Annotated in this window: 20 protein-coding genes and 2 riboswitches; of the genes, 10 read left to right on the plus strand and 10 right to left on the minus strand. The window is 58.1% G+C overall.

Annotated elements, in window-relative coordinates:
• Positions 1-40: 40 nt before the first annotated feature.
• The gene (locus tag CLV87_RS08295) at positions 41-997 is read left to right on the plus strand and encodes an aldose epimerase family protein (RefSeq protein WP_099242043.1); all 957 of its coding nucleotides are present in this window, start codon (positions 41-43) and stop codon (positions 995-997) included.
• Here the strand turns inward: CLV87_RS08295 and fliP are convergent.
• The 4 genes from fliP to fliF are packed head-to-tail and all read right to left on the minus strand — an operon-like array spanning position 994 to position 4,234.
• Positions 994-1,722: a flagellar type III secretion system pore protein FliP gene (gene fliP / locus CLV87_RS08300; RefSeq protein WP_099242041.1), complete on the minus strand. Its 729-nt coding sequence runs from the start codon at positions 1,720-1,722 to the stop codon at positions 994-996. The two genes, CLV87_RS08295 and fliP, sit on opposite strands and share 4 nt — an antisense overlap.
• Positions 1,723-1,729: 7 nt before the next feature.
• On the minus strand, positions 1,730-2,017 hold the full coding sequence (locus CLV87_RS08305; RefSeq protein ID WP_099242039.1) for a FliM/FliN family flagellar motor switch protein: 288 nt from the start codon (positions 2,015-2,017) through the stop codon (positions 1,730-1,732).
• Entirely contained in the window at positions 2,010-2,618 is a 609-nt protein-coding gene (locus CLV87_RS08310; protein ID WP_099242037.1) for an ABC transporter ATP-binding protein, read from the minus strand. Before CLV87_RS08310 ends, CLV87_RS08305 begins: the two co-directional genes overlap by 8 nt.
• Positions 2,615-4,234, minus strand: a complete 1,620-nt coding sequence (fliF, locus tag CLV87_RS08315; protein WP_235871896.1) for a flagellar basal-body MS-ring/collar protein FliF — start codon at positions 4,232-4,234, stop codon at positions 2,615-2,617. The genes CLV87_RS08310 and fliF overlap by 4 nt, the downstream gene beginning before the upstream one ends.
• 125 nt (positions 4,235-4,359) lie before the next feature.
• On the opposite strand from fliF, the gene CLV87_RS08320 reads away from it, so the two are divergent.
• From CLV87_RS08320 to CLV87_RS08340, 5 genes are all read left to right on the plus strand, one after another.
• Complete coding sequence (locus tag CLV87_RS08320) at positions 4,360-4,872, plus strand: flagellar basal body-associated FliL family protein (RefSeq protein ID WP_099242033.1); 513 nt, start codon at positions 4,360-4,362, stop codon at positions 4,870-4,872.
• 12 nt (positions 4,873-4,884) lie between these two features.
• The gene (locus CLV87_RS08325; protein WP_099242031.1) at positions 4,885-5,250 is read left to right on the plus strand and encodes a hypothetical protein; all 366 of its coding nucleotides are present in this window, start codon (positions 4,885-4,887) and stop codon (positions 5,248-5,250) included.
• Positions 5,251-5,273: 23 nt separating this feature from the next.
• Positions 5,274-5,921 (plus strand): MotE family protein, encoded by a 648-nt coding sequence (locus CLV87_RS08330; RefSeq protein ID WP_099242030.1) that lies wholly within the window; start codon positions 5,274-5,276, stop codon positions 5,919-5,921.
• Between the two features lie 118 nt (positions 5,922-6,039).
• Complete coding sequence (locus CLV87_RS08335) at positions 6,040-6,588, plus strand: L,D-transpeptidase (RefSeq protein ID WP_176556005.1); 549 nt, start codon at positions 6,040-6,042, stop codon at positions 6,586-6,588.
• Positions 6,589-6,791: 203 nt separating this feature from the next.
• Positions 6,792-6,983, plus strand: a complete 192-nt coding sequence (locus CLV87_RS08340; protein ID WP_099242028.1) for a hypothetical protein — start codon at positions 6,792-6,794, stop codon at positions 6,981-6,983.
• Positions 6,984-6,995: 12 nt separating this feature from the next.
• Here the strand turns inward: CLV87_RS08340 and CLV87_RS08345 are convergent, their stop codons facing one another.
• Positions 6,996-7,637, minus strand: coding sequence for an arylesterase (locus tag CLV87_RS08345; protein ID WP_099242026.1), 642 nt, complete (start codon positions 7,635-7,637; stop codon positions 6,996-6,998).
• 45 nt (positions 7,638-7,682) lie between these two features.
• On the opposite strand from CLV87_RS08345, the gene CLV87_RS08350 reads away from it, so the two are divergent.
• The 3 genes from CLV87_RS08350 to CLV87_RS08360 all read left to right on the plus strand — a co-directional run bounded on the left by CLV87_RS08350 (position 7,683) and on the right by CLV87_RS08360 (position 11,906).
• Positions 7,683-8,372 carry an ABC transporter ATP-binding protein gene (locus tag CLV87_RS08350; protein ID WP_099242024.1) on the plus strand — a complete coding sequence of 230 codons (690 nt, stop codon included), beginning with the start codon at positions 7,683-7,685 and terminating at the stop codon, positions 8,370-8,372.
• Positions 8,369-10,885, plus strand: a complete 2,517-nt coding sequence (locus CLV87_RS08355) for an ABC transporter permease (RefSeq protein WP_099242022.1) — start codon at positions 8,369-8,371, stop codon at positions 10,883-10,885. Before CLV87_RS08350 ends, CLV87_RS08355 begins: the two co-directional genes overlap by 4 nt.
• A gap of 100 nt (positions 10,886-10,985) precedes the next feature.
• A complete protein-coding gene (locus tag CLV87_RS08360) occupies positions 10,986-11,906 on the plus strand; it encodes an inositol monophosphatase family protein (RefSeq protein ID WP_099242020.1) in 921 nt (306 codons plus the stop codon).
• A gap of 55 nt (positions 11,907-11,961) precedes the next feature.
• Here the strand turns inward: CLV87_RS08360 and gcvP are convergent, their stop codons facing one another.
• The 4 genes from gcvP to CLV87_RS08380 all read right to left on the minus strand — a co-directional run bounded on the left by gcvP (position 11,962) and on the right by CLV87_RS08380 (position 17,144).
• Positions 11,962-14,796, minus strand: coding sequence for an aminomethyl-transferring glycine dehydrogenase (gene gcvP, locus CLV87_RS08365; protein WP_099242018.1), 2,835 nt, complete (start codon positions 14,794-14,796; stop codon positions 11,962-11,964).
• 110 nt (positions 14,797-14,906) lie between these two features.
• Positions 14,907-15,266, minus strand: coding sequence for a glycine cleavage system protein GcvH (gene gcvH, locus CLV87_RS08370; RefSeq protein ID WP_099242016.1), 360 nt, complete (start codon positions 15,264-15,266; stop codon positions 14,907-14,909).
• A 17-nt stretch (positions 15,267-15,283) separates the two neighbouring features.
• Positions 15,284-16,405, minus strand: coding sequence for a glycine cleavage system aminomethyltransferase GcvT (gcvT, locus tag CLV87_RS08375; RefSeq protein WP_099242015.1), 1,122 nt, complete (start codon positions 16,403-16,405; stop codon positions 15,284-15,286).
• Positions 16,406-16,477: 72 nt separating this feature from the next.
• Positions 16,478-16,553: riboswitch (glycine riboswitch) on the minus strand.
• Positions 16,554-16,646, minus strand: a riboswitch (glycine riboswitch).
• A 6-nt stretch (positions 16,647-16,652) separates the two neighbouring features.
• Entirely contained in the window at positions 16,653-17,144 is a 492-nt protein-coding gene (locus CLV87_RS08380; RefSeq protein WP_099244572.1) for an RrF2 family transcriptional regulator, read from the minus strand.
• A 94-nt stretch (positions 17,145-17,238) separates the two neighbouring features.
• Between CLV87_RS08380 and CLV87_RS08385 the strand changes: the two genes are divergently transcribed.
• Positions 17,239-17,799, plus strand: coding sequence for a gamma-glutamylcyclotransferase family protein (locus CLV87_RS08385; protein ID WP_099242013.1), 561 nt, complete (start codon positions 17,239-17,241; stop codon positions 17,797-17,799).
• Positions 17,800-17,902: 103 nt separating this feature from the next.
• Here the strand turns inward: CLV87_RS08385 and gltX are convergent, their stop codons facing one another.
• Positions 17,903-19,237 (minus strand): glutamate--tRNA ligase, encoded by a 1,335-nt coding sequence (gltX, locus tag CLV87_RS08390; RefSeq protein ID WP_099242011.1) that lies wholly within the window; start codon positions 19,235-19,237, stop codon positions 17,903-17,905.
• Positions 19,238-19,260: the final 23 nt, after the last annotated feature.

The raw sequence follows: 19,260 nt of genomic DNA on the forward strand, positions 1-19,260 counted from the left end.
GATTGTTTGTTAGCCCGTTCTGGCATCAGGGAGGGGCGAGATGAGCGACGAGATCACATCAGCGGTTTTGAAAAGCGACACAAGCGAAGTGACGGTTCTATCGATGGGCTGCGCCATTCAGAGTTGGCTGGTGGACGGGCAGCCGGTGGTCTTGGGCTATGACAATCCAGAAGTTTACCGCGAAAACCCTTATTGCATGAACATCATCGTTGGCCGTGTCGCGAATCGTACGGCCAATTCCAGGTTTGAGCTGGGTGGAACCGTCTGGAAATTGCCCTCCAATGATGGCCCGCATCACTTGCATGGCGGTGCAAAGGGGCTGGGTTGGCAGAATTGGGATTTGCAGCAGCTGAGCGACTCTGCAGCCATATTGCGTCTGCATTCTGCGGACTTGGACCAAGGCTATCCCGGCGCGGTCGATTTTGAGGTCCGTTTGACCTTAGATGGCTCAGCCTTGACCTGGGAGATGTCGGCAATTCCCGACCGAGAAACCCCGATCAATCTCGCCCAACATGTCTATTTCAATCTGGATGGCCGCGCCGATCTGAACCGGCATCGTTTCAGGATCAACGCATCAAAAATCACTCCAACCGGCGCAGATTTGATTCCAACCGGCACCATCGAAGACGTGGATGGGACACGGTTTGACTTTCGCGCCTTGGCGGGTCTGGCCGAGAAGGACCCAGATGGGCTGGGATATGATTTGAACTATGTCATTGATGACACCAACGGCCCGAAGGCCCGAGTGGTTGCAGAGAACGGCATGGAGATGCGGCTTTGGACCGATCAGCCAGGGCTGCAATTCTACACCGGCGTGCATCTGAACCGGTTTGGCAGCCCGTCCCATGCGGCCAGCCATGGGCCAAGCTCGGGCTTTTGCCTTGAGGCGCAGGCCTTTCCCAATGTGGTGAACGAGCCGAGCTTTGGCTCGATCCTATGTTCGCCAGACCAGCCCTACTTTCAGCTCACCACCATCGATATCCGCAAGCCGCGCTAGAAATATCCTCTGACCAAACTGCCCGCGATCAAGGCCCAACCGTCAGCAATCACAAAAAAGGCCAGCTTGAACGGAAGCGACACGATAGCAGGCGGGACCATCATCATACCCATGGACATCAACACCGCCGCGACCACAAGGTCGATGATGAGGAAGGGTAGAAAGATGAGGAAACCCACCTGAAAGGCGCGCGCAACCTCGGAAAGCATAAAGGTCGGGATCAAAACCGACAGCGGAGCCTCGGGCTGCAACGCGGTTTGCGCAGCGTCAGGTCGTAGGTCCGCCATGGCGCGATACGTCTCTGGATCAGCACGCGCCGCCATAAAGACGCGGAACGGTTTGAGAATTTCAATCGCTGCTGCCTCAAGCTCAACCTCTTCGTTCAAAAGAGGCTGAACCCCGGTCTCCCATGCCTCGTTAAAGACTGGTTCCATCACAAAATACGTCAGAAACAGAGCGAGGCTGACGATCAGCATATTGGGCGGCGATTGCTGCAAGCCGACGGCCTGTCGCAAAATCGCCAGCACGGTGACCATGAAGGGGAAACAGGTGATCATGATCGCAATGCCCGGCGCGATGCTGAGCAATGTGATCAACAGGATCAGCTGAATACTGGTCGCCGTGACCGACCCGCCATCGCCAAGGTTCAGCTCTAGCGATTGCGCCATGCCCTCGGTCGCAGCCCCAGTGGCCAGTACCAAGACAAGGAGGAAGACCCACCTCATGAGCGTATCAGGATGGGTTGTTGAGATCGGACACTTCGGTCAGGCGAACGGCCAATTGGCCCTGACCATCGCCCTCTTGCACCTCCAACACACCGATTCCAATCAGCTTTTCTCCGACATAAAGCTCAACCGGGTCGTCCAACTGCTTGTCCAAGCTCAGCACCGACCCTGCGGCGAGTTGCAAAAGGTCGCGCACCAATGGGCGCGCCTTGCCGACGGAAACGGTGATTTCGATGGGGACGGATGTAAAGGCTGTCGACCCTTCGGACCGGGCGGCGCTTTGTTGGTTATCCATTGGCTATCTTCCTCCGATTGTCATGAGCAAACCCTTCGACCGCTTCGGAGACCGACGCGATCAGATCACCCAGATCGATCTGTTTTTCTGTGTTCCCAAGGCGAATATCGGCCTGTTCCTCGGCCAATGTGTCATCTTCGACCAGTTGGATCGGAAAGCTGAATTCGCCCTCAAGCAGGGGGGAAACCGCTGCGACATTGGCGGGGGCGACGGCTACAATCACCTCAAGCGCACCAATTTCCTGGGCCATGCCTTGCAGTTGTTCGACAATATGGTGCCCCAGTGTCGCCCGGGCCATTTCTGGCAAAAGTGCCGCCACCATCTCATCCAAAAGAGGGGTCATTGCGTTCATCACCTGGCTGTAAGCCTCATGATAGGTAAAGGACAGGTCCTGAAGATGTTGGCCAAAAGCGCTGGAAATGCGGCTGCTATCATCTGATTGCGCCTTGACGGCATCGTCCCAGCCCGCCCGGTAGCCGTTTTCAAACGCCTCAAGCTTTTGCCCCTCCAGGTCAGCTTCATTAAAAACGGGGGCGGCAGCCGCAGCAACCGGTGCTGCTGTTTGGGCAAAATCCTCTAGCAGGTCACTCAGAGCACTCATTGCGCGCTTTCCTTGTCTTCTTCGAGCCAGCTGCGCAGGATTTCAACGGTTTCGGTCTTGCGCTCTTCGATCAGGTTGCGCAGCCGATCAACGGGATCTTCACCGCCAAGCCCGCCTTCTTCTCCGGGCATGTCGAAATCGACCATGCCCATGCCGCCAAAGCCGCCGCCATCCGCCACCATGGGCAGATCTTCGAACCCGCCGGCAGGCTCAACTTCTCCATCGAGCACGGTGCCATCATCCCCAGCAGGCGCGGGCAGCATGGCAGCACCTTCGCCGTTGGAGGACGCCAGAACCGGGCGCACAACAAACAGCCCGAGGATCAGGGCAACCACGGCCAAAACCCCCATCTGAATTAGACGCATCAGATCAATATTGCCGATGAACATGCTAGTTGACGGGTCGATTGGCCCGGTGCCAAGCCCTTCTGGGCGTTCAAACGGCAGGGAACGGATGGTGATCTGATCACCGCGCTGTTCTTCGAAACCGACGGCAGAGGAGACCAGATCGTTCAGCGCCTGCAGCTCTGCATCCGGCAGGGGAACAAAGGTCTGCGTGCCGTCATCTGCGGTTTGATAAGTTCCGTTTACCAAGACTGCCACTGTCAAACGGCGAATCGCGCCGGGAACTCGCGTAATCTCACGCGTTGTTTCGGAGACTTCGTAATTGATACGTTCGCGTGTTTCCGCTTTGGAGGAAGACGAAGCATCGGCACCACCGCCGTCACCTTCGGGCAGGTTCGAGGCCACACTGACATCACCGCCGCCGCTACTATCGGCCTTGTCACTGCGTTCTTCGGTATCGGTAGAGACAACCACCCGTCCATCCGGGTCAAAGCTGCGCTCGCGGATCAATTCGCTTTCGGTGACGGTATCGACACTGACTTCGACCACAGCGTTACCAACGCCAACCCGCGCCTCCATCAGGCGTTGGACTCGGTCGCGTAGCTGCAGGGCCTTATCATCAGCCGTTGGGCCAGCCGGACTGTCCGCTTCGGCCCCAATCAGGCCACCTTTGCCATCAATGACCGCAACATTTTCTGGAACCAGACCGGGTACAGCGGAGGACACAAGGTATTTCAGCGCGCGCGCCTGTTGGGGCGAGATGGCCCCGGCGGCCGGCGTCACCGAGATCGACGCAGAGGGTGTGACATCCCGTTGAAAGGGATTCGCGGTGCTGTTGGCAATATGGACACGTGCATTGGCAATCGCGGGATTCGCAACGATTGTTCGGGCCAATTCACCCTCTTTGGCACGCCAATAGGCGGCGTCAAACATCTGAGATGTTGTGCCAAAGCCGGACAAACCATCAAGCAATTCATAGCCTTGGCCACTATTGGCTGGCAGCCCTTCACTGGCCAGAGTCAGGCGCAACGCATCGCGATCTGCGTCTGGCACAAAAATGGCACCACCGCGCACATCATATTGGACATTGCGCGCCTCAAGCGCCTTAACCACATCCCCGGCGGCCCCATTTTCCAGGCCCGCATATAGGAGAGACATGTTTGGCGATGACGCCAGCCTTGTCAGACCCAACACGGCGAGAATCATCGCCAGTGTCGCCCCTAAAACCACTATCCTTTGACGAGCCCCCAAGGCACCCCAGACTGAAAACATCTGCTGCAAGATCGACCTCCGCTCCAAACTTTCTGTTCGGCTAGCCCGACATTGACTCATTCAGCTTAACAATCAGTTAGCCCATTTCTGTCAAAACAGGTGCAACGCCAGAAAAGAGGTTGAGAATGTCTGACGCCACCGTTGATGAGGAAGAGGTCGAAGAAAAGAAACCGTCCAAACTCCCTATGATCATTGGGGTTGTGCTGGCTTTGGCTGGCGGCGGCGGCGGATTCTTTGCGGTTCAGTCCGGGCTTTTGGGTGGCGGAACTGACAGTGAAAAACATGATTCGTCTGCCGAGGCTCATGCTGAAGAAACCGTTGAAACGGCGCCATTGCCGGATGTTTCTTTTATAGAAGTGCCGCAGCTGGTGATTTCCCTGGGGCCCAAGGCGCAGGCCAGTCACCTGCGATTCCGCGCCAGCCTAGAGGTGCCCAAAAACTACACAACAGAAGTCGAAAGCATCCTGCCACGCGTGCAGGATGTGCTGAACAGTTATCTTCGCGCGCTTGATCCGCGCGATCTTGAAGCGCCTGGCGCGCTTATCAAATTGCGTGGCCAGATGCTGCGCAGAATCCGACTGGTCGCAGGCGAGGGGCGTGTCAGCGATCTGTTGGTCCTGGAATTTGTACTGAACTAAAAGGGGACGGGAATGGAAATGATTGCAGATATCTTGTTGGTTGCAGGTGCTTTGGGTGCTGGGTTTTACTGCTTTATCCTGGCGCGTCGGCTGACACGCTTTACTGATCTGGAGAACGGGGTCGGCGGGGCGGTGGCCGTTTTATCCGCTCAGGTTGATGACCTCAGCAAAACGCTGGAACAGGCGCAAAACAGCGCCGGTGATTCTTCGAAATCCTTGGGAGAATTAACCGAACGGGCCGAAGATGTAGCGCGGCGCCTGGAATTGCTGGTGGCCTCGATGCATGACCTGCCGCAATCAGCCGCTGCCGCTCCACAGCCGCAAGCGCCACCCCAAGAGAATGCCGATCCGGTTTTTGTCCGCCACGCGCGCAACTGAATTCAGCCGTTTAGAGGTTTGTCATGGCGAAATCTGCCCCTGCTGAACAAAAGAAATCCAAGAAAAAGCGCCCTCAACGCAAGGCAAAGGGAGCTCTTTCAGCGATTGGCGCATTGTTGCTGGCCTCGGCCATTTTGCGTGTCGGTATAGGCGCTGGCGAGGCTTTTGCCCGAGAAGGCGGCGAGGATGTGCATGAAGAGCCGGTGAAGAAAATGGCTGACACTTACACCCCTGCACCGGCGACACCGACAACCATCCCAGATGAAGAGATCATGCCATTGCTCAAAGCGATGAATGAACGCGAGGCGCGAATCGCTAAACGGGAAGAAAACGTGGCGGTGCGCATGAAAGCCTTGGCCGCCGCCGAGCAGGAGATCGATCGCAAACTTGCCGCTTTGGAAGACGCCGAAGAACGTTTGCGCGCCACGATGTCTTTGGCGCAAACCGCCGCAGAGGATGATATCACCCGCCTCACAAGCGTTTACGCCAATATGAAACCCAAACAAGCGGCGGCTTTGTTTGAGGAAATGGATCCAGAATTTTCCGCCGGTTTCCTGGCCCGCATGAAACCTGATGTGGCGGCCGCCATTATGGCAGGGCTAAGCCCGAACGCCGCTTATACGATCAGCGTCGTTCTGGCTGGCAGAAATGCCAGGGTCCCCAAGGAATAAGGGCTTAATCGCGCTCGAAACACGGTATCGTGACACAAACCTTTCCGATACTGGGATTGATTTTCGAGCGCTTTTTTGCCAGAAAACCCAAGTTAACCATTCTAGGAATAGTGCTGCCATGATCTCTCGTCGATCCTTCGTTGCCGCGGCCGCGGCGTCATTTGCCCTTCCGGCACACGCATTTGAGGTGGATCCGATTTTCCGCCCGCAAACTGTGGGTATCAAAAAGGATCTGGAACCGGGTCAGCTGCTGATTCTGCCACGGGCGCATTTTCTTTATTTCGTGACCGCACCGGGCGAGGCGCGCCGCTATGGCGTGGGCGTCGGCAAGGCTGGTCTGGAATTCACCGGCACCGCCAAAATCGGCGCCAAGAAGAAATGGCCCACATGGCGTCCGACAAATGAGATGATCGAGCGTGACCCGCATCTCTACGGCAAGTTCATCGATAACGACTATGTCCAGCCAGGTGGCCCGGGTAACCCTCTGGGCGCTCGCGCGCTGTATTTGTTCCAGAACGGTCGCGACACATTCTTCCGCATTCACGGCACCACATCGCCGCGTTCGATTGGACGGTCCGTGTCAAACGGCTGCATCCGGATGATCAACGATCACGTCGAAGACCTGTATGAGCGCGTTCCTGTCGGGGCGACTGTTACGGTTCTCTGATCCCACACAATTCTCACGATAAGCCGGGCCATGCTGCCCGGCTTTTTTTTGTTTTGTTCCTAGCAAAATCGCAGCTCATCGGCGGCCGGTTGCAACTTGAACATGTATAATCGGCGATTGTTCGCCATACTCCTGCCTCAATACCGCTTTTTAATACCTTGGTAAGAAATGGAACCCTACGATTCCATCAGAGGAGACGCAGTATGGCAATCGTCGCAATTCTTTTGGGCAGTCTGTTCGGTTTGGTGGCCGGTATTACTGGCTTTGCATTCGGAGCCCTGACTCCAAGTCAGGCTTTCATGGTCTATTTGTTTTGCGGAGCGGCCATGGGCATGGTTCAACTTCTGTCATCCGTGATTGCGTGCAAGTTCGAACGCCTGACAAACCGAGCCTGACACCGACAACTGCTAGTCCGACAAACGCCCCAGCAACTCTTCGACTTTTGGACCCACGGCATCAACAATCATCGCAACACCCTCTGGGTTGGGATGAATGCCATCCGCCTGCATCAGATGCGCCACGTCAGAGGGTGACGGATTTTCCAGTCCAAAACCGGCAAAGAAACTCTCCATAAAAACCGTGCCATATTGCGCCGCCAATTCCGGATAGAGCGCATCAAAGGCCGTTTTGTAGTCGGGGCCAAAATTTCCAGGCGCTTCCATCCCGATCAGCAAAACTTCGAGATCGCGGGCCTGCGCGACTTTGAGGATTCCCTCGATATTACGGCGTGCTTCTTCCGGGGCGCCTCCGCGCAACAAATCATTCCCCCCCAAAGTGACGATCATCGCATCAATTTCCGGCGTCAAAGACCACTCCACCCGCGCCAAACCACCGGCCGTCGTGTCCCCGGACACGCCGCCGTTGACGACGCGCACATCATGACCCTGCTCGGCCAGCCAGTTGCGCAATTGCGGTACAAACCCGTCTTGCTCAAGCAGGCCGTAGCCCTGGGTCAGACTGTCACCAAGTGCCAAAATATCGACCTGTTCAGCACTCACTGGACCGGCAATTGCTAAAACTCCTGCCAAAACTGTCTTGTAGCCGCCCATAATCGCCCCATATGTGTCAGATCGTTTCAACACAGGACCATCTTGATGCCTGATCCCATTCTCTCCCTACAAGATGTCACTTTAAGCCTGCGAAGCAATGCGGGAATGGTGGAAATCTTGCACAATATCACGATGGATGTCGCTAAGGGCGAGAGTGTGGGCCTGATTGGACCTTCCGGTTCTGGGAAATCTTCTCTTTTGATGGTCATGGGCGGGCTTGAGCGCGCCACAGGCGGGCAGGTTCGCGCGCTGGACAAAGACCTGACCCATCTGGACGAAGATTCGCTGGCGCGGTTCCGGCAAGATCACATGGGCGTTGTGTTCCAATCCTTCCATTTGATCCCGACCATGACCGCTTTGGAAAATGTCGCGACCCCGTTGGAATTGGCCGGGCGCAAGGATGCGTTTGAGCGGGCCGAGGCGGAATTGGAGGCTGTCGGCCTAAGCCATCGCGCCGACCATTATCCGGCGCAACTCTCTGGCGGAGAACAACAGCGGGTTGCCTTGGCGCGCGCATTGGTCCCGCGCCCCGATTTTTTGCTGGCAGATGAACCGACTGGCAATCTGGATGGTAATAATGGCCAAGCAATTATGGATTTGATCTTTGGTCTGTCCGAAAAACATGGCGCGACACTGGTGCTTGTCACCCATGCGCCGGAATTGGCGGCCCGGTGTGATCGGGTGATCCGGCTGAAAGACGGTCAGATCGACCAAGACCGGGCGGCTGCAGAATGAGCTGGGCCACCTCAACGCGCTTTGCCCGCCGCGAATTGCGCGGTGGATTGCGCGGGTTTCGGATCTTTCTGGCTTGCCTTGCCCTGGGAGTCGCTGCGATTGCCGGGGTCGGCTCGGTCAGATCGGCGATCCAACTGGGATTAACGGAACAAGGCGCGGTTTTGCTGGGCGGCGATGCCAAAGCGGAATTCACTTATCGCTTTGCCAATGAAGAGGAAAAAGCCTGGCTGGCCTCGATATCTGAACAGATGTCTGAGGTGACTGATTTCCGCTCTATGGCAACGGTTGAGCGAGAAGGAGAGGCTGAACGCGCGCTGACACAGGTTAAGTCAGTCGATGCGGCCTATCCTTTGCTGGGTGAAATCGTTCTTGATCCCCCCATGCAATTGACAGCTGCGCTTGACGGGCAAGGGGCGGTGATGGCACCGGCTTTGGCGGACCGGTTGGGGTTGGAGCCCGGCGATAGCTTTCGCCTTGGATCACAAGAATTCACCCTGAACGCCATCCTAGAGCGCGAGCCAGATGATGCCGGTGACGGGTTTGGACTTGGGCCGCGTACCATCGTGCGGACCAAGGCTTTGGACGGTTCCGGCCTTCTGGCACCCGGGTCTCTGTTTGATACAGAGTATCGGATGACCCTGCCGGTGGGCTCGGATTTGGACACATTGGCCGCCCAAGCCAAATCGGAATTTGAGCGCAGCGGGCTAAAATGGCGGGACTCGCGCAATGGCGCGCCGGGCGTCGCGCGTTTTGTCGAAAGCCTGGGCAGTTTCCTGGTGCTGATCGGATTATCGGGCCTTGCGGTTGGCGGGGTGGGCGTTTCCGCCGCCGTGCGCGCCTATTTGGCCAGCAAAACCTCGGTCATTGCCACCCTGCGCACATTGGGCGCGACCCGCACGGTGATCTTTCAGACCTATTTCCTACAGATCGGCGCACTCAGCCTGTTGGGCATTGCCATTGGTCTCGCCTTAGGGGCCTTGGTTCCCATCCTTTTGGGTCCGATCATCGGAGCCGCGCTGCCCATTCCGGCTGTTTTCACCCTGCACCCGGCCCCATTGGCCGAAGCGGCGGTTTATGGCGTGCTGACCGCTCTGGTCTTTACCCTATGGCCCTTGGCACGCGCCGAAGAGGTCCGCGCCGCCACCCTGATGCGCGATGCTTTGCAAGGGGCAAAACGCCTGCCCGCCGCGCGATATGTGGTTGCCACTCTGGTTCTGCTGGGGTTGCTGATTGGCACGGCGGTCATGTTCTCGGGCAATGCCATGCTGACCCTGTGGACCGCGGGCGGCATTCTGGGCGCGTTGATCCTGCTGGCCCTGGCCGCGCAACTTATCCGCATCCTCGCCCGCACTTTTGCACGTCGCGCGAGGGGACGCCCGGTGTGGCGGTGGGCCTTGGCCGCGATTGGTGGCCCTGGTGAAAGCGCCGGATCGGTGGTTTTGTCGCTGGGTTTGGGCCTGTCGGTGCTGGCCGCCGTGGGACAGATTGACGGCAATCTGCGCGGTGCCATTGCCCGCGACCTGCCTGACATTGCGCCGTCCTATTTCTTTGTTGATATCCAAAAGGATCAGATGCCCGGCTATCTGGACCGGTTGCAAAAGGACCCTGCCGTATCGCGCGTTGACAGCGCGCCGATGCTGCGTGGGATCATCACCCGTATCAACGGCGAAGACGCGGAAAAGGTCGCAGGCGAACATTGGGTTATTCGCGGCGATCGCGGCATCACCTATGCTGCGGAACCGGACAGTCGTACCACCATCACCGAAGGCGAATGGTGGCCCAAGGATTACGCTGGCCCGCCGCAAATCAGCTTTGCCGCCGAAGAGGCCGAGGAATTGGGTTTGCAGCTTGGCGACACGCTGACGCTCAACATTCTGGGGCGCGATATCACCGCCGAAATCACCAGCTTTCGCGAGGTTGATTTTTCGACCGCCGGGATCGGCTTTGTCATGACGCTGAACCCGTCAGCACTACAGGGCGCGCCTCATTCCTTTATTTCAACCGTTTACGCCGAAGAAGAGGCCGAGGCGCAGATCCTGCGTGATCTGGCCAGTACCTATCCCAACATCACCGCCATTCGGGTGCGCGACGCCATTGATCGTGTGACCGAAATGCTGGCCGGGATTTCGGACGCAGTGCGCTGGGGCGCGGCGGCCAGCCTGTTGACCGGGTTCCTCGTGCTGATCGGCGCGGCAGCAGCAGGCGAAGGCGCGCGCACCTACGAGGCCGCGGTTCTGAAAACGCTTGGTGCCTCGCGGCGGCGGATCTTGTCGAGCTTCACTTTGCGCTCTGCCCTTGTCGGCGGGGCAGCTGGCCTGGTGTCGCTTGGCGCGGGGATTGCCGGCGGCTGGGCGGTGATGACCTTTGTCATGGAGACCGAGTTCCAAGTCATCTGGGGATCGGCCTTTGGTGTCATTCTGGGCGGGATTGCCGCAACATTGCTGGCCGGTCTGGGATTTGCTTGGCGCCCTCTGGCACGCAAACCTGCCTCAGTTCTGCGCGCGCGGGAATGAGGGGGCAATTAGGGGGCCTTCTGCACAATTAGTCACCTTGAACCGCAGGCAAATGGCTGGCAATCACCTTTGCAACTGCAGCAAAAACCCGGACGGATGTATGACCGATTCCCTGCCTATGCCGATTACCGCCCCGCTGACCAATGCCCAGCGCACGCAGCTTTTGAATCTTGTGCGCCGCGCCGCCAAGGCCGAGATCATGCCGCGCTTTCGCCTGCTCGACACCCATCAGATCGGCACGAAAACCGGCCCCGAAGATCTTGTGACCATTGCGGACAAAGCCGCCGAAGCCATGATCACCCGGGGCATCCTGACCATGTTCCCCAATGCGCTGATCATTGGAGAAGAACATGCCAGCGACAACCCGGACATCATTAACAAGATCGCCGAGGCTGAGCTGTGCTTTACCATCGATCCGGTGGATGGCACCTGGAACTATGCTAAGGGGCTGACCTGTTTTGGCGTGATGGTGTCGATCCTGCGCTTTGGTAATCCGGTCTTTGGCCTGCTCTATGATCCGGTTATGAATGACGTGATCTGGGCCGATGATCAAAGCCCGGCAATGATGATTGGCCGCCGCGGGTTCAAGCGCAAACTGAGCACCTCCAAAGGTGGCCCGGTTGAGAATCTGACCGGCTATGTGCCCCTGTCCTTGATCCCCGAAGACAAGCGCATGGAGATGGTCAAAACCTTCCCGCGCTTTGAACGCATCAACAGCCTGCGCTGCATAATGCAGGAAATGCGGATGCTGACCCAGGGCAATGCGGATTTCATCCTGACCGCCAAACTGACTCCGTGGGACCAACCCGCCGGTGTCGTAACCGCACGCCAGGCTGGGGCGCATGTGGCGATGCTGGACGGCTCGGATTATCGCGGTGACCTGCGCGAGGGCTATATGCTGGCCGCATGTAACGTCGAAACCTGGGGCCGCGTGCGAGATATGTTCGATTTCCTGATCGACAAACCCGCCGCCGAAGAAGAGCCCGCTGTTGAAGAGACGCGGGACGCTGCCGACGCTTAACTTTACAGCCAAAGACCAAAGAAAAAGCCCCGGGTTATCCCGGGGCTTTCTGGTTTTAGAGGTCCTCATCCGTCATGGGCGGACAGGTACAGATCAAATTGCGGTCACCATAGGCATTGTCGACCCGGTTGACCGGCGGCCAGTATTTGTCGACCCGGAAGGCCCCGGGAGGGAAGCAGCCCTGCTCACGCGCATAGGGGCGATCCCAATCGCGCACGAGATCTTCCATTGTGTGCGGCGCGAATTTCAGCGGGTTGGCTTCGGCGTCAATCTTGCCCTCTTCAATCGCGCGAATTTCTTCGCGGATCGCCAGCATCGCATCACAGAAACGGTCCAGCTCAGCCTTGGTTTCGGACTCGGTCGGTTCCACCATCAAGGTCCCCGCCACTGGCCAGCTCATGGTTGGCGCGTGGAAACCGCAATCAATCAAACGCTTGGCGATATCCTCAACCGTGACCCCGGCGCTGTCGGCAAAGGGGCGCACATCAAGGATACATTCATGCGCCACACGGCCATCACTGCCGCGATAGAGCACGTCATAGGCCCCTTCCAAACGCTTGGCGATGTAGTTGGCATTCAGGATCGCAACACGCGTGGCCTGGGTCAAACCTTCACCACCCATCATCAGAATATAAGCCCATGAGATCGGCAGCAAAGAGGGCGAGCCAAAGGGTGCTGCGCTGACCGCGCCTTCGCCCTTTTGCGGATCGCCGGGCAGATGCGGCACCAGATGCGCCTTGACCCCAATCGGACCCATGCCGGGGCCGCCACCGCCATGCGGAATGCAAAAGGTCTTGTGCAGGTTGAGGTGGCTGACATCGCCACCCAGATCACCGGGACGCGACAGACCGACCATGGCATTCATATTCGCCCCGTCGATATAGACCTGACCGCCATGATCATGGGTGATTTGGCACACCTCTTTGACGGTCTCCTCAAACACACCATGGGTGCTGGGATAGGTAATCATACAAGCGGCAAGGTTTTCCGAATGCTTCTCTGCCTTGGCGCGGAAATCTTCGACATCGATGCTGCCATTCTCGTCACATTTCACCGCGACGACCTTCCAATCGACCATATGGGCACTGGCCGGGTTGGTGCCATGGGCATTGACCGGGATCAGGCAGACATTGCGATGCCCTTGGCCGCGCGCCTTTTGCCAATCGCGAATGGTCAGCAGCCCGGCATATTCGCCCTGCGCACCGGAATTGGGCTGCATCGAGAAATCATCATAGCCGGTGATCTGGCAGAGCTTCTCGCTGAGATCCTTGATCAGCTCCGCATAGCCCTGCGCCTGATCGGCGGGCACAAAAGGGTGAATCATCGAAAACTCGCGCCAGCTGACCGGCATCATCTCTGCTGCCGAGTTCAGCTTCATCGTGCACGAGCCCAGCGGGATCATCGCGCGGTCCAAAGCCAAGTCACGATCCGCCAGACGACGCATGTAACGCATCATCTCGGTCTCAGCCCGGTTCATATGGAACACGTCATGCTGGAGATAATCGCTTTCGCGGATCAACCCTTCGGGCAGGTTGTATTCCGCGCTGAAATCATCGTCTTTCTTGACCAGCCCAAAGGCGTGCCAGACCGCTTCGATGGTTTCAGGACGCGTGCGTTCATCAAGCGTGATGCCCACCTTGGTGCGCCCAACACGGCGCAGGTTGATACCCTCACGCACCGCTGCCTGCAACACGCCGCGCTGCAAGAGGCCAACATCAACGGTGACCGTGTCGAAATAGGCATCCGGTTCAACGGCAAACCCGGCCGCTTCCAGCCCTTTGGCCAGGCGCACGGTCTTGCGGTGGATCCGCTGCGCAATGGCACGCAACCCCTGCGGCCCGTGGAAAACCGCATAGAACCCGGCCATCACCGCCAGCAACGCCTGTGCCGTACACACGTTCGAGGTCGCCTTTTCACGGCGGATATGCTGTTCGCGGGTCTGCAGCGCCAGACGATAGGCGCGGTTGCCATGGCTATCGACCGACACGCCAACAATCCGCCCCGGCATGGCGCGCTTATAGGCATCGCGACAGGCCATATAGGCCGCGTGCGGGCCACCATACCCAACAGGAACACCAAATCGCTGGGTCGAGCCAACGGCAATATCCGCCCCCATCGCGCCGGGTTCTTTCAACAGGCAAAGGCTGAGCGGATCAGCGGCCACGATCCCAATCGCCTTATTGGCGTGCAGCGCCTCCATCTCGGCGGTGAAGTCACGCACATGACCATAGGTGCCCGGATATTGGAAAATCGCGGCAAAGACCTTGTCCGCCTCCAATTCCTCAGGCGCGCCAACGATCACCTCAATCCCAAGCGGTTCCGCACGGGTTTTCATCACGCCGATATTTTGCGGATGACAGTTTTCATCGACGAAAAACGCCTTGGCTTTTGACTTTGCCACGCGCTGCGCCATGGTCATCGCCTCAGCACAGGCGGTGGATTCGTCCAGCAGCGAGGCATTGGCAATCTCAAGCCCGGTCAGGTCACTGACCATGGTCTGATAGTTCAACAGCGCCTCAAGGCGACCCTGCGAAATCTCCGGCTGATAGGGTGTATAGGCCGTATACCAGGCCGGGTTTTCCAGAATGTTGCGCTGAATGGCAGGCGGCGTCACCGTGCCGTGGTAACCTTGCCCAATCAGCGAAGTCAGCACCTTGTTCTTGCCCGCAGTGACCCGCATGCGGTGGATCAACTCGCGCTCGGAGAGTGGACGACCAAACTCCAACGGCTCTGCCTGACGAATGTTTTCCGGCACCGTCTGATCCATCAACTGATCCAGGCCAGACACGCCCAATTCTTCAAACATCGCCTCCATCTCAGCCGGAGAAGGCCCGATATGGCGGCGATTGGCAAAGTCATAAGGCAAATAATCGATCGGTTCGTAGCTCATAGCTTTCTCCTCCAGCGGGTGCGCGACCCCTGGTTTCTTCTTGGCAAAAATACTCCGGGGGAACGCCCTTTGGGCGTGGGGGCAGCGCCCCCTGCCCCCTTTGCGTCACATCAGCCGATGAAATCTTTATACGCGGCTTCGTCCATCAGCTCGTCCAGCGCGCTCATGTCCTCCAGCTTCATCTTAAAGAACCAGGCCTCACCTTCCGGATCTTCGTTTACCTTACCCGGATCTTCGACGATGGGTTCGTTCACCTCGGTGATTTCCCCATCCAGCGGGGCCAGAATGTCCGAGGCCGCCTTGACCGATTCAATCACTACAACCTCCTCGTCAGCGCTGACTTCGGTGCCTGGCTCGGGCAATTCGACAAAGACCACATCGCCCAGCTGTTCCGCCGCATGGGCGGTGATGCCGACCACAACAACGTCACCTTCGACGCGCAACCATTCATGCTCTTCGGTAAATTTCATCACGCTCTCCCTGCTTATCAGCGTTTGAATCCTGGTTTGACAAAAGGCAGCGCCGCCACTTGGACGGGTTGACGCTTGCCTCGCAATTCTCCGTATAGAACCGTGCCCGGTTCGCTTTTATCGCTGGGGACATAGCCCATTGCGACCGGCCCACCGACTGTGGGACCAAACCCGCCCGAGGTGACCCGGCCAATCGCCTCGCCACCCTCAGACTCGGCAAATAGCTCCACACCCTCGCGCATGGGTGCACGCCCCTCGGGGCGCAAACCAACCCGTGCCTGTGTGGCTCCGTCCTGCAATTCCCGCAGGATCGTTTCCGCCCCGGGGAAACCCCCGGCGCGCTCACCCTCGGCACGACGTACCTTTTGGATTGCCCATTGTAGCTTGGCTGCGACGGGTGAGGTGTCTTTGTCAATGTCGTGCCCATAGAGGCACAGGCCTGCTTCCAGGCGCAGACTGTCCCGCGCACCCAAACCGATGGGCAAAACCAGCTCATCCTCGAGCAGAGCCTTGGCCAGTTCTTCGGCGGCCTCTTCGGGCACAGAAATCTCATACCCGTCTTCGCCGGTATAACCAGAGCGCGACACCCAACACTCGACCCCGACCAAGGTCAGCGTCGCCACATCCATGAAACGCATATCGCTCACAGCCGGGTTGAGTTTCGCCAAAGCTTCTTCGGATTTTGGCCCCTGAAGTGCCAGCAAAGCGCGCCCTTCGATCATTTCGACCGATACGCCTTTGGGCTCCAGATGGGATTTCATATGCGCCAGATCGGCATCTTTGCAGGCGGCGTTGACGACGACAAACAAATGATCACCGCGATTGGCAATCATCAGATCATCTTCGATCCCACCTTGATCATTGGTGAAAAACCCATAGCGCTGCCGGTTCTCGGCCAGGCCTGCCACGCTGACCGGCACCAGGCTTTCCAGTGCCAGCGCCACATCAGGCCCCCGCAAGATAACCTGCCCCATATGGCTGACATCAAACAGGCCAGCACTGGCGCGCGTGTGCTGATGCTCTTTCAGAACACCAGCCGGATATTGAACCGGCATGGAATAGCCAGCAAAGGGCACCATCTTGGCCCCCAGCCCCACATGCAGGTCGTTTAATGCGGTCGTCTTGAGATCGTCTCCCATGCGCCTCCCCGTTGGTTTCCCGAACCAACGCGTGGCCGGGCATCACCGACACGAGGGTATTCCCGTGCCGCTCATGCCCCCTCTGTCCTGTCGCCTGAGATCGCTATCCCTTCGGCGGGCACATTTCTGCGCCACTCTCCAGAGTGTGTACCCCACGGCGGTCCGGTGGCCTGAGAGTTTCCGGGGCGGTTGCTCCTTCGGCACTGACCCAAGAATGGCTCAGTTCTCCCGTCGTGGTGGCAGTGTCTTAGAGGATTGCAGGCGCGCGTGCAATAGAATCGTCCGAATGCGACATATTGCATTTAAAATCCGGCGCAATGATCTCTAAAAGCCGGTCATTATCGCATACCAATGCATCCAAAGTCAGCGGATCAAGCGTTTCATAGAACGCGTTTGACGCGTCATGCAGCGCAGTTCGCAGCCGGCAGGCCTCGGTCAGCGGGCAGGTATTGTCGACATCACCAAAACACTCCGCGATGGGCACAGGGGCCTCCAAAGCGCGGAAAATGTCGCCGATGATGATCTCGGTCGCCGGACGTCCCAGCTCCAACCCACCATTTCGACCGCGCTGAGTGTGCAAATACCCCATCTGCGCCAGCTGGTTGATAACCTGAGCCAAGTGATTCTCAGAGGCATTGCAGCGGGCGGCAATCTCGGATTTTGTCACGAGACGGTCGGTATTTGCGGCGCAATACATCAGCACCCGCATGGCTATATTTGTTCTTTTCGTAACGCGCACGACGGATACTCCGATCTGCTTCAAGTGCTCCGGTTATGGCAGGCTTGCGAAAAGATGGGTTTGACTTACGTCAATCTGGCGAAATATTTGCCATATGACACATGCATATTTCTTTGGTTATGGCAGTTTAGTCGATGAAAGAACACATGATTTCAGCCCGGTAGAGCCGGCTTTGGCGCGTGGATGGCGCCGGGCCTGGGTCGCAACGCCGGATCGAGATCTGTGTTTTTTGACTGCGATTCGTGACGAATCATCAGAAATTCTCGGATTGGTCGCGCCCGTTCCCGGCCAGGATTGGCAAGCACTGGACCACCGTGAACGCGCCTATGCCCGCCACGAGGCCGCGCATGAGGTCGACCATCACGGCACATCCATCGCGATCTATTCGGTTGCTCCGGACCGCCGCACCAGCCCTCGCGACGGCAATGCAATCCTGCTGTCATATCTGGATGTGGTCATCCAAGGCTATGTGACTGTGTTTGGCCAAACCGGGGCCGACCATTTCTTTGCCACCACCGATGGCTGGCACGCCCCGATCCTGAATGACCGCGCCAACCCGATCTATCCCCGCGCACAACCTCTGTCAGAGCAAACCCGCCAGATCGTCGATGACGCATTGTCCGGTTTAAAGGCAACTTTCCAGACACAGGCTTAGGCGTGCTACCCTAACACCATCCCCGACCCCAGGTTTCTTTGGGCCAAAAATATCCCGGGGGAGTCTGCCCAGGCAGACGGGGGCAGCGCCCCCCATCCCCGGTTCAGGCCGCCAAAGACCGTGCGGGAACCGTCTGCAACAGCTGCATCACATCCGCCATTTCCGGCCCACGCTCCTGCCCGGTCAGGGCCTTGCGCAGCGGCATGAACAGACCTTTGCCTTTGCGCCCCGTGGCCTCTTTGACCGCTTTGGTCCAATTGCCCCAGGTATCGGCATCAAACGGCCCCTCGGGCAACAGCGCCATCGCCTGCGCGATAAACTCTTTGTCCTCATCCGCAACCAGCGGCTCCGCCCCTTCCGAGAACAGTTTCCACCAACCCGCCAGATCGCCGCGCACGGTGATATTCTCGCGACAAACCTTCCAAAACAGCTCTGCCTTATCCGCAGGCACACCTGCCGCAGCCACATCATCAGCCACCGCCTCAAGCGTCAAACCATGCAGCTTGCGTGCGGTCAGCGGGAATAGATCCTGCACGTCAAATTTGGTCGGGGCCGAGCCAAACTGCGAGGTCTCAAACCCCTCGGCGATCTCTTCTAGGCTCATGCGCAGCTCAACAGGCTGGCTTGATCCCAGCCGCGCCATCAGGCTCAGCAACGCCTCAGGCTCGACCCCCTGCTCGCGCAGATCGCGCAGCGCCAATGTGCCCAGACGCTTGGACAATGATTCGCCCTGAGGGCCGGTCAGCAGCGAATGATGCGCGAATTCCGGCGGCGTGCCGCCCAGCGCCGTGATCATCTGGATCTGCGTCGCGGTGTTGGTCACGTGGTCATTGCCGCGCACCACATTGGTCACGCCCATATCCATATCGTCACAAACCGACGCGATGGTATAAAGCACCTGACCGTCAGCGCGGATCAGAACCGGATCCGAAACCGAAGCGGCATCAATCGACACATCCCCCAGAATGCCATCGGTCCACTCGATGCGTTCATGATCGAGCTTAAAGCGCCAAACGCCATTGCCGCGCTCGGCCCGCAGCGCCTCTTTCTCGTCCTCGCTCAAGGCCAAGGCAGAACGGTCATAAACCGGCGGTTTATGCATGTTCAGCAGCTTCTTACGCTTAAGATCCAACTCGGTCGGTGTTTCAAACGCCTCATAGAAACGACCCATCTCGCGCAGCTTATCCGCCGCCTCGGCATAACGGTCCAAGCGGGCAGACTGACGTTCAATCCGATCCCAGGTCAGGCCCAGCCATTCCAGATCCTGCTTGATCGCATCAACATATTCTTCTTTCGAGCGCTCAGGGTCAGTGTCGTCGATGCGCAAGATGAACTCACCACCGGTTTTACGAGCGATCAGATAGTTGAACAGCGCGGTGCGCAGGTTGCCCACATGGATATAGCCAGTCGGCGAAGGGGCAAAACGAGTCACGGTCATTTGGGGGCCTCCAGTCAGGAGCG

It is taken from the genome of Pelagimonas phthalicica (assembly GCF_004364805.1).
In the GTDB taxonomy this organism is placed as follows: Bacteria; Pseudomonadota; Alphaproteobacteria; order Rhodobacterales; family Rhodobacteraceae; genus Pelagimonas; species Pelagimonas phthalicica.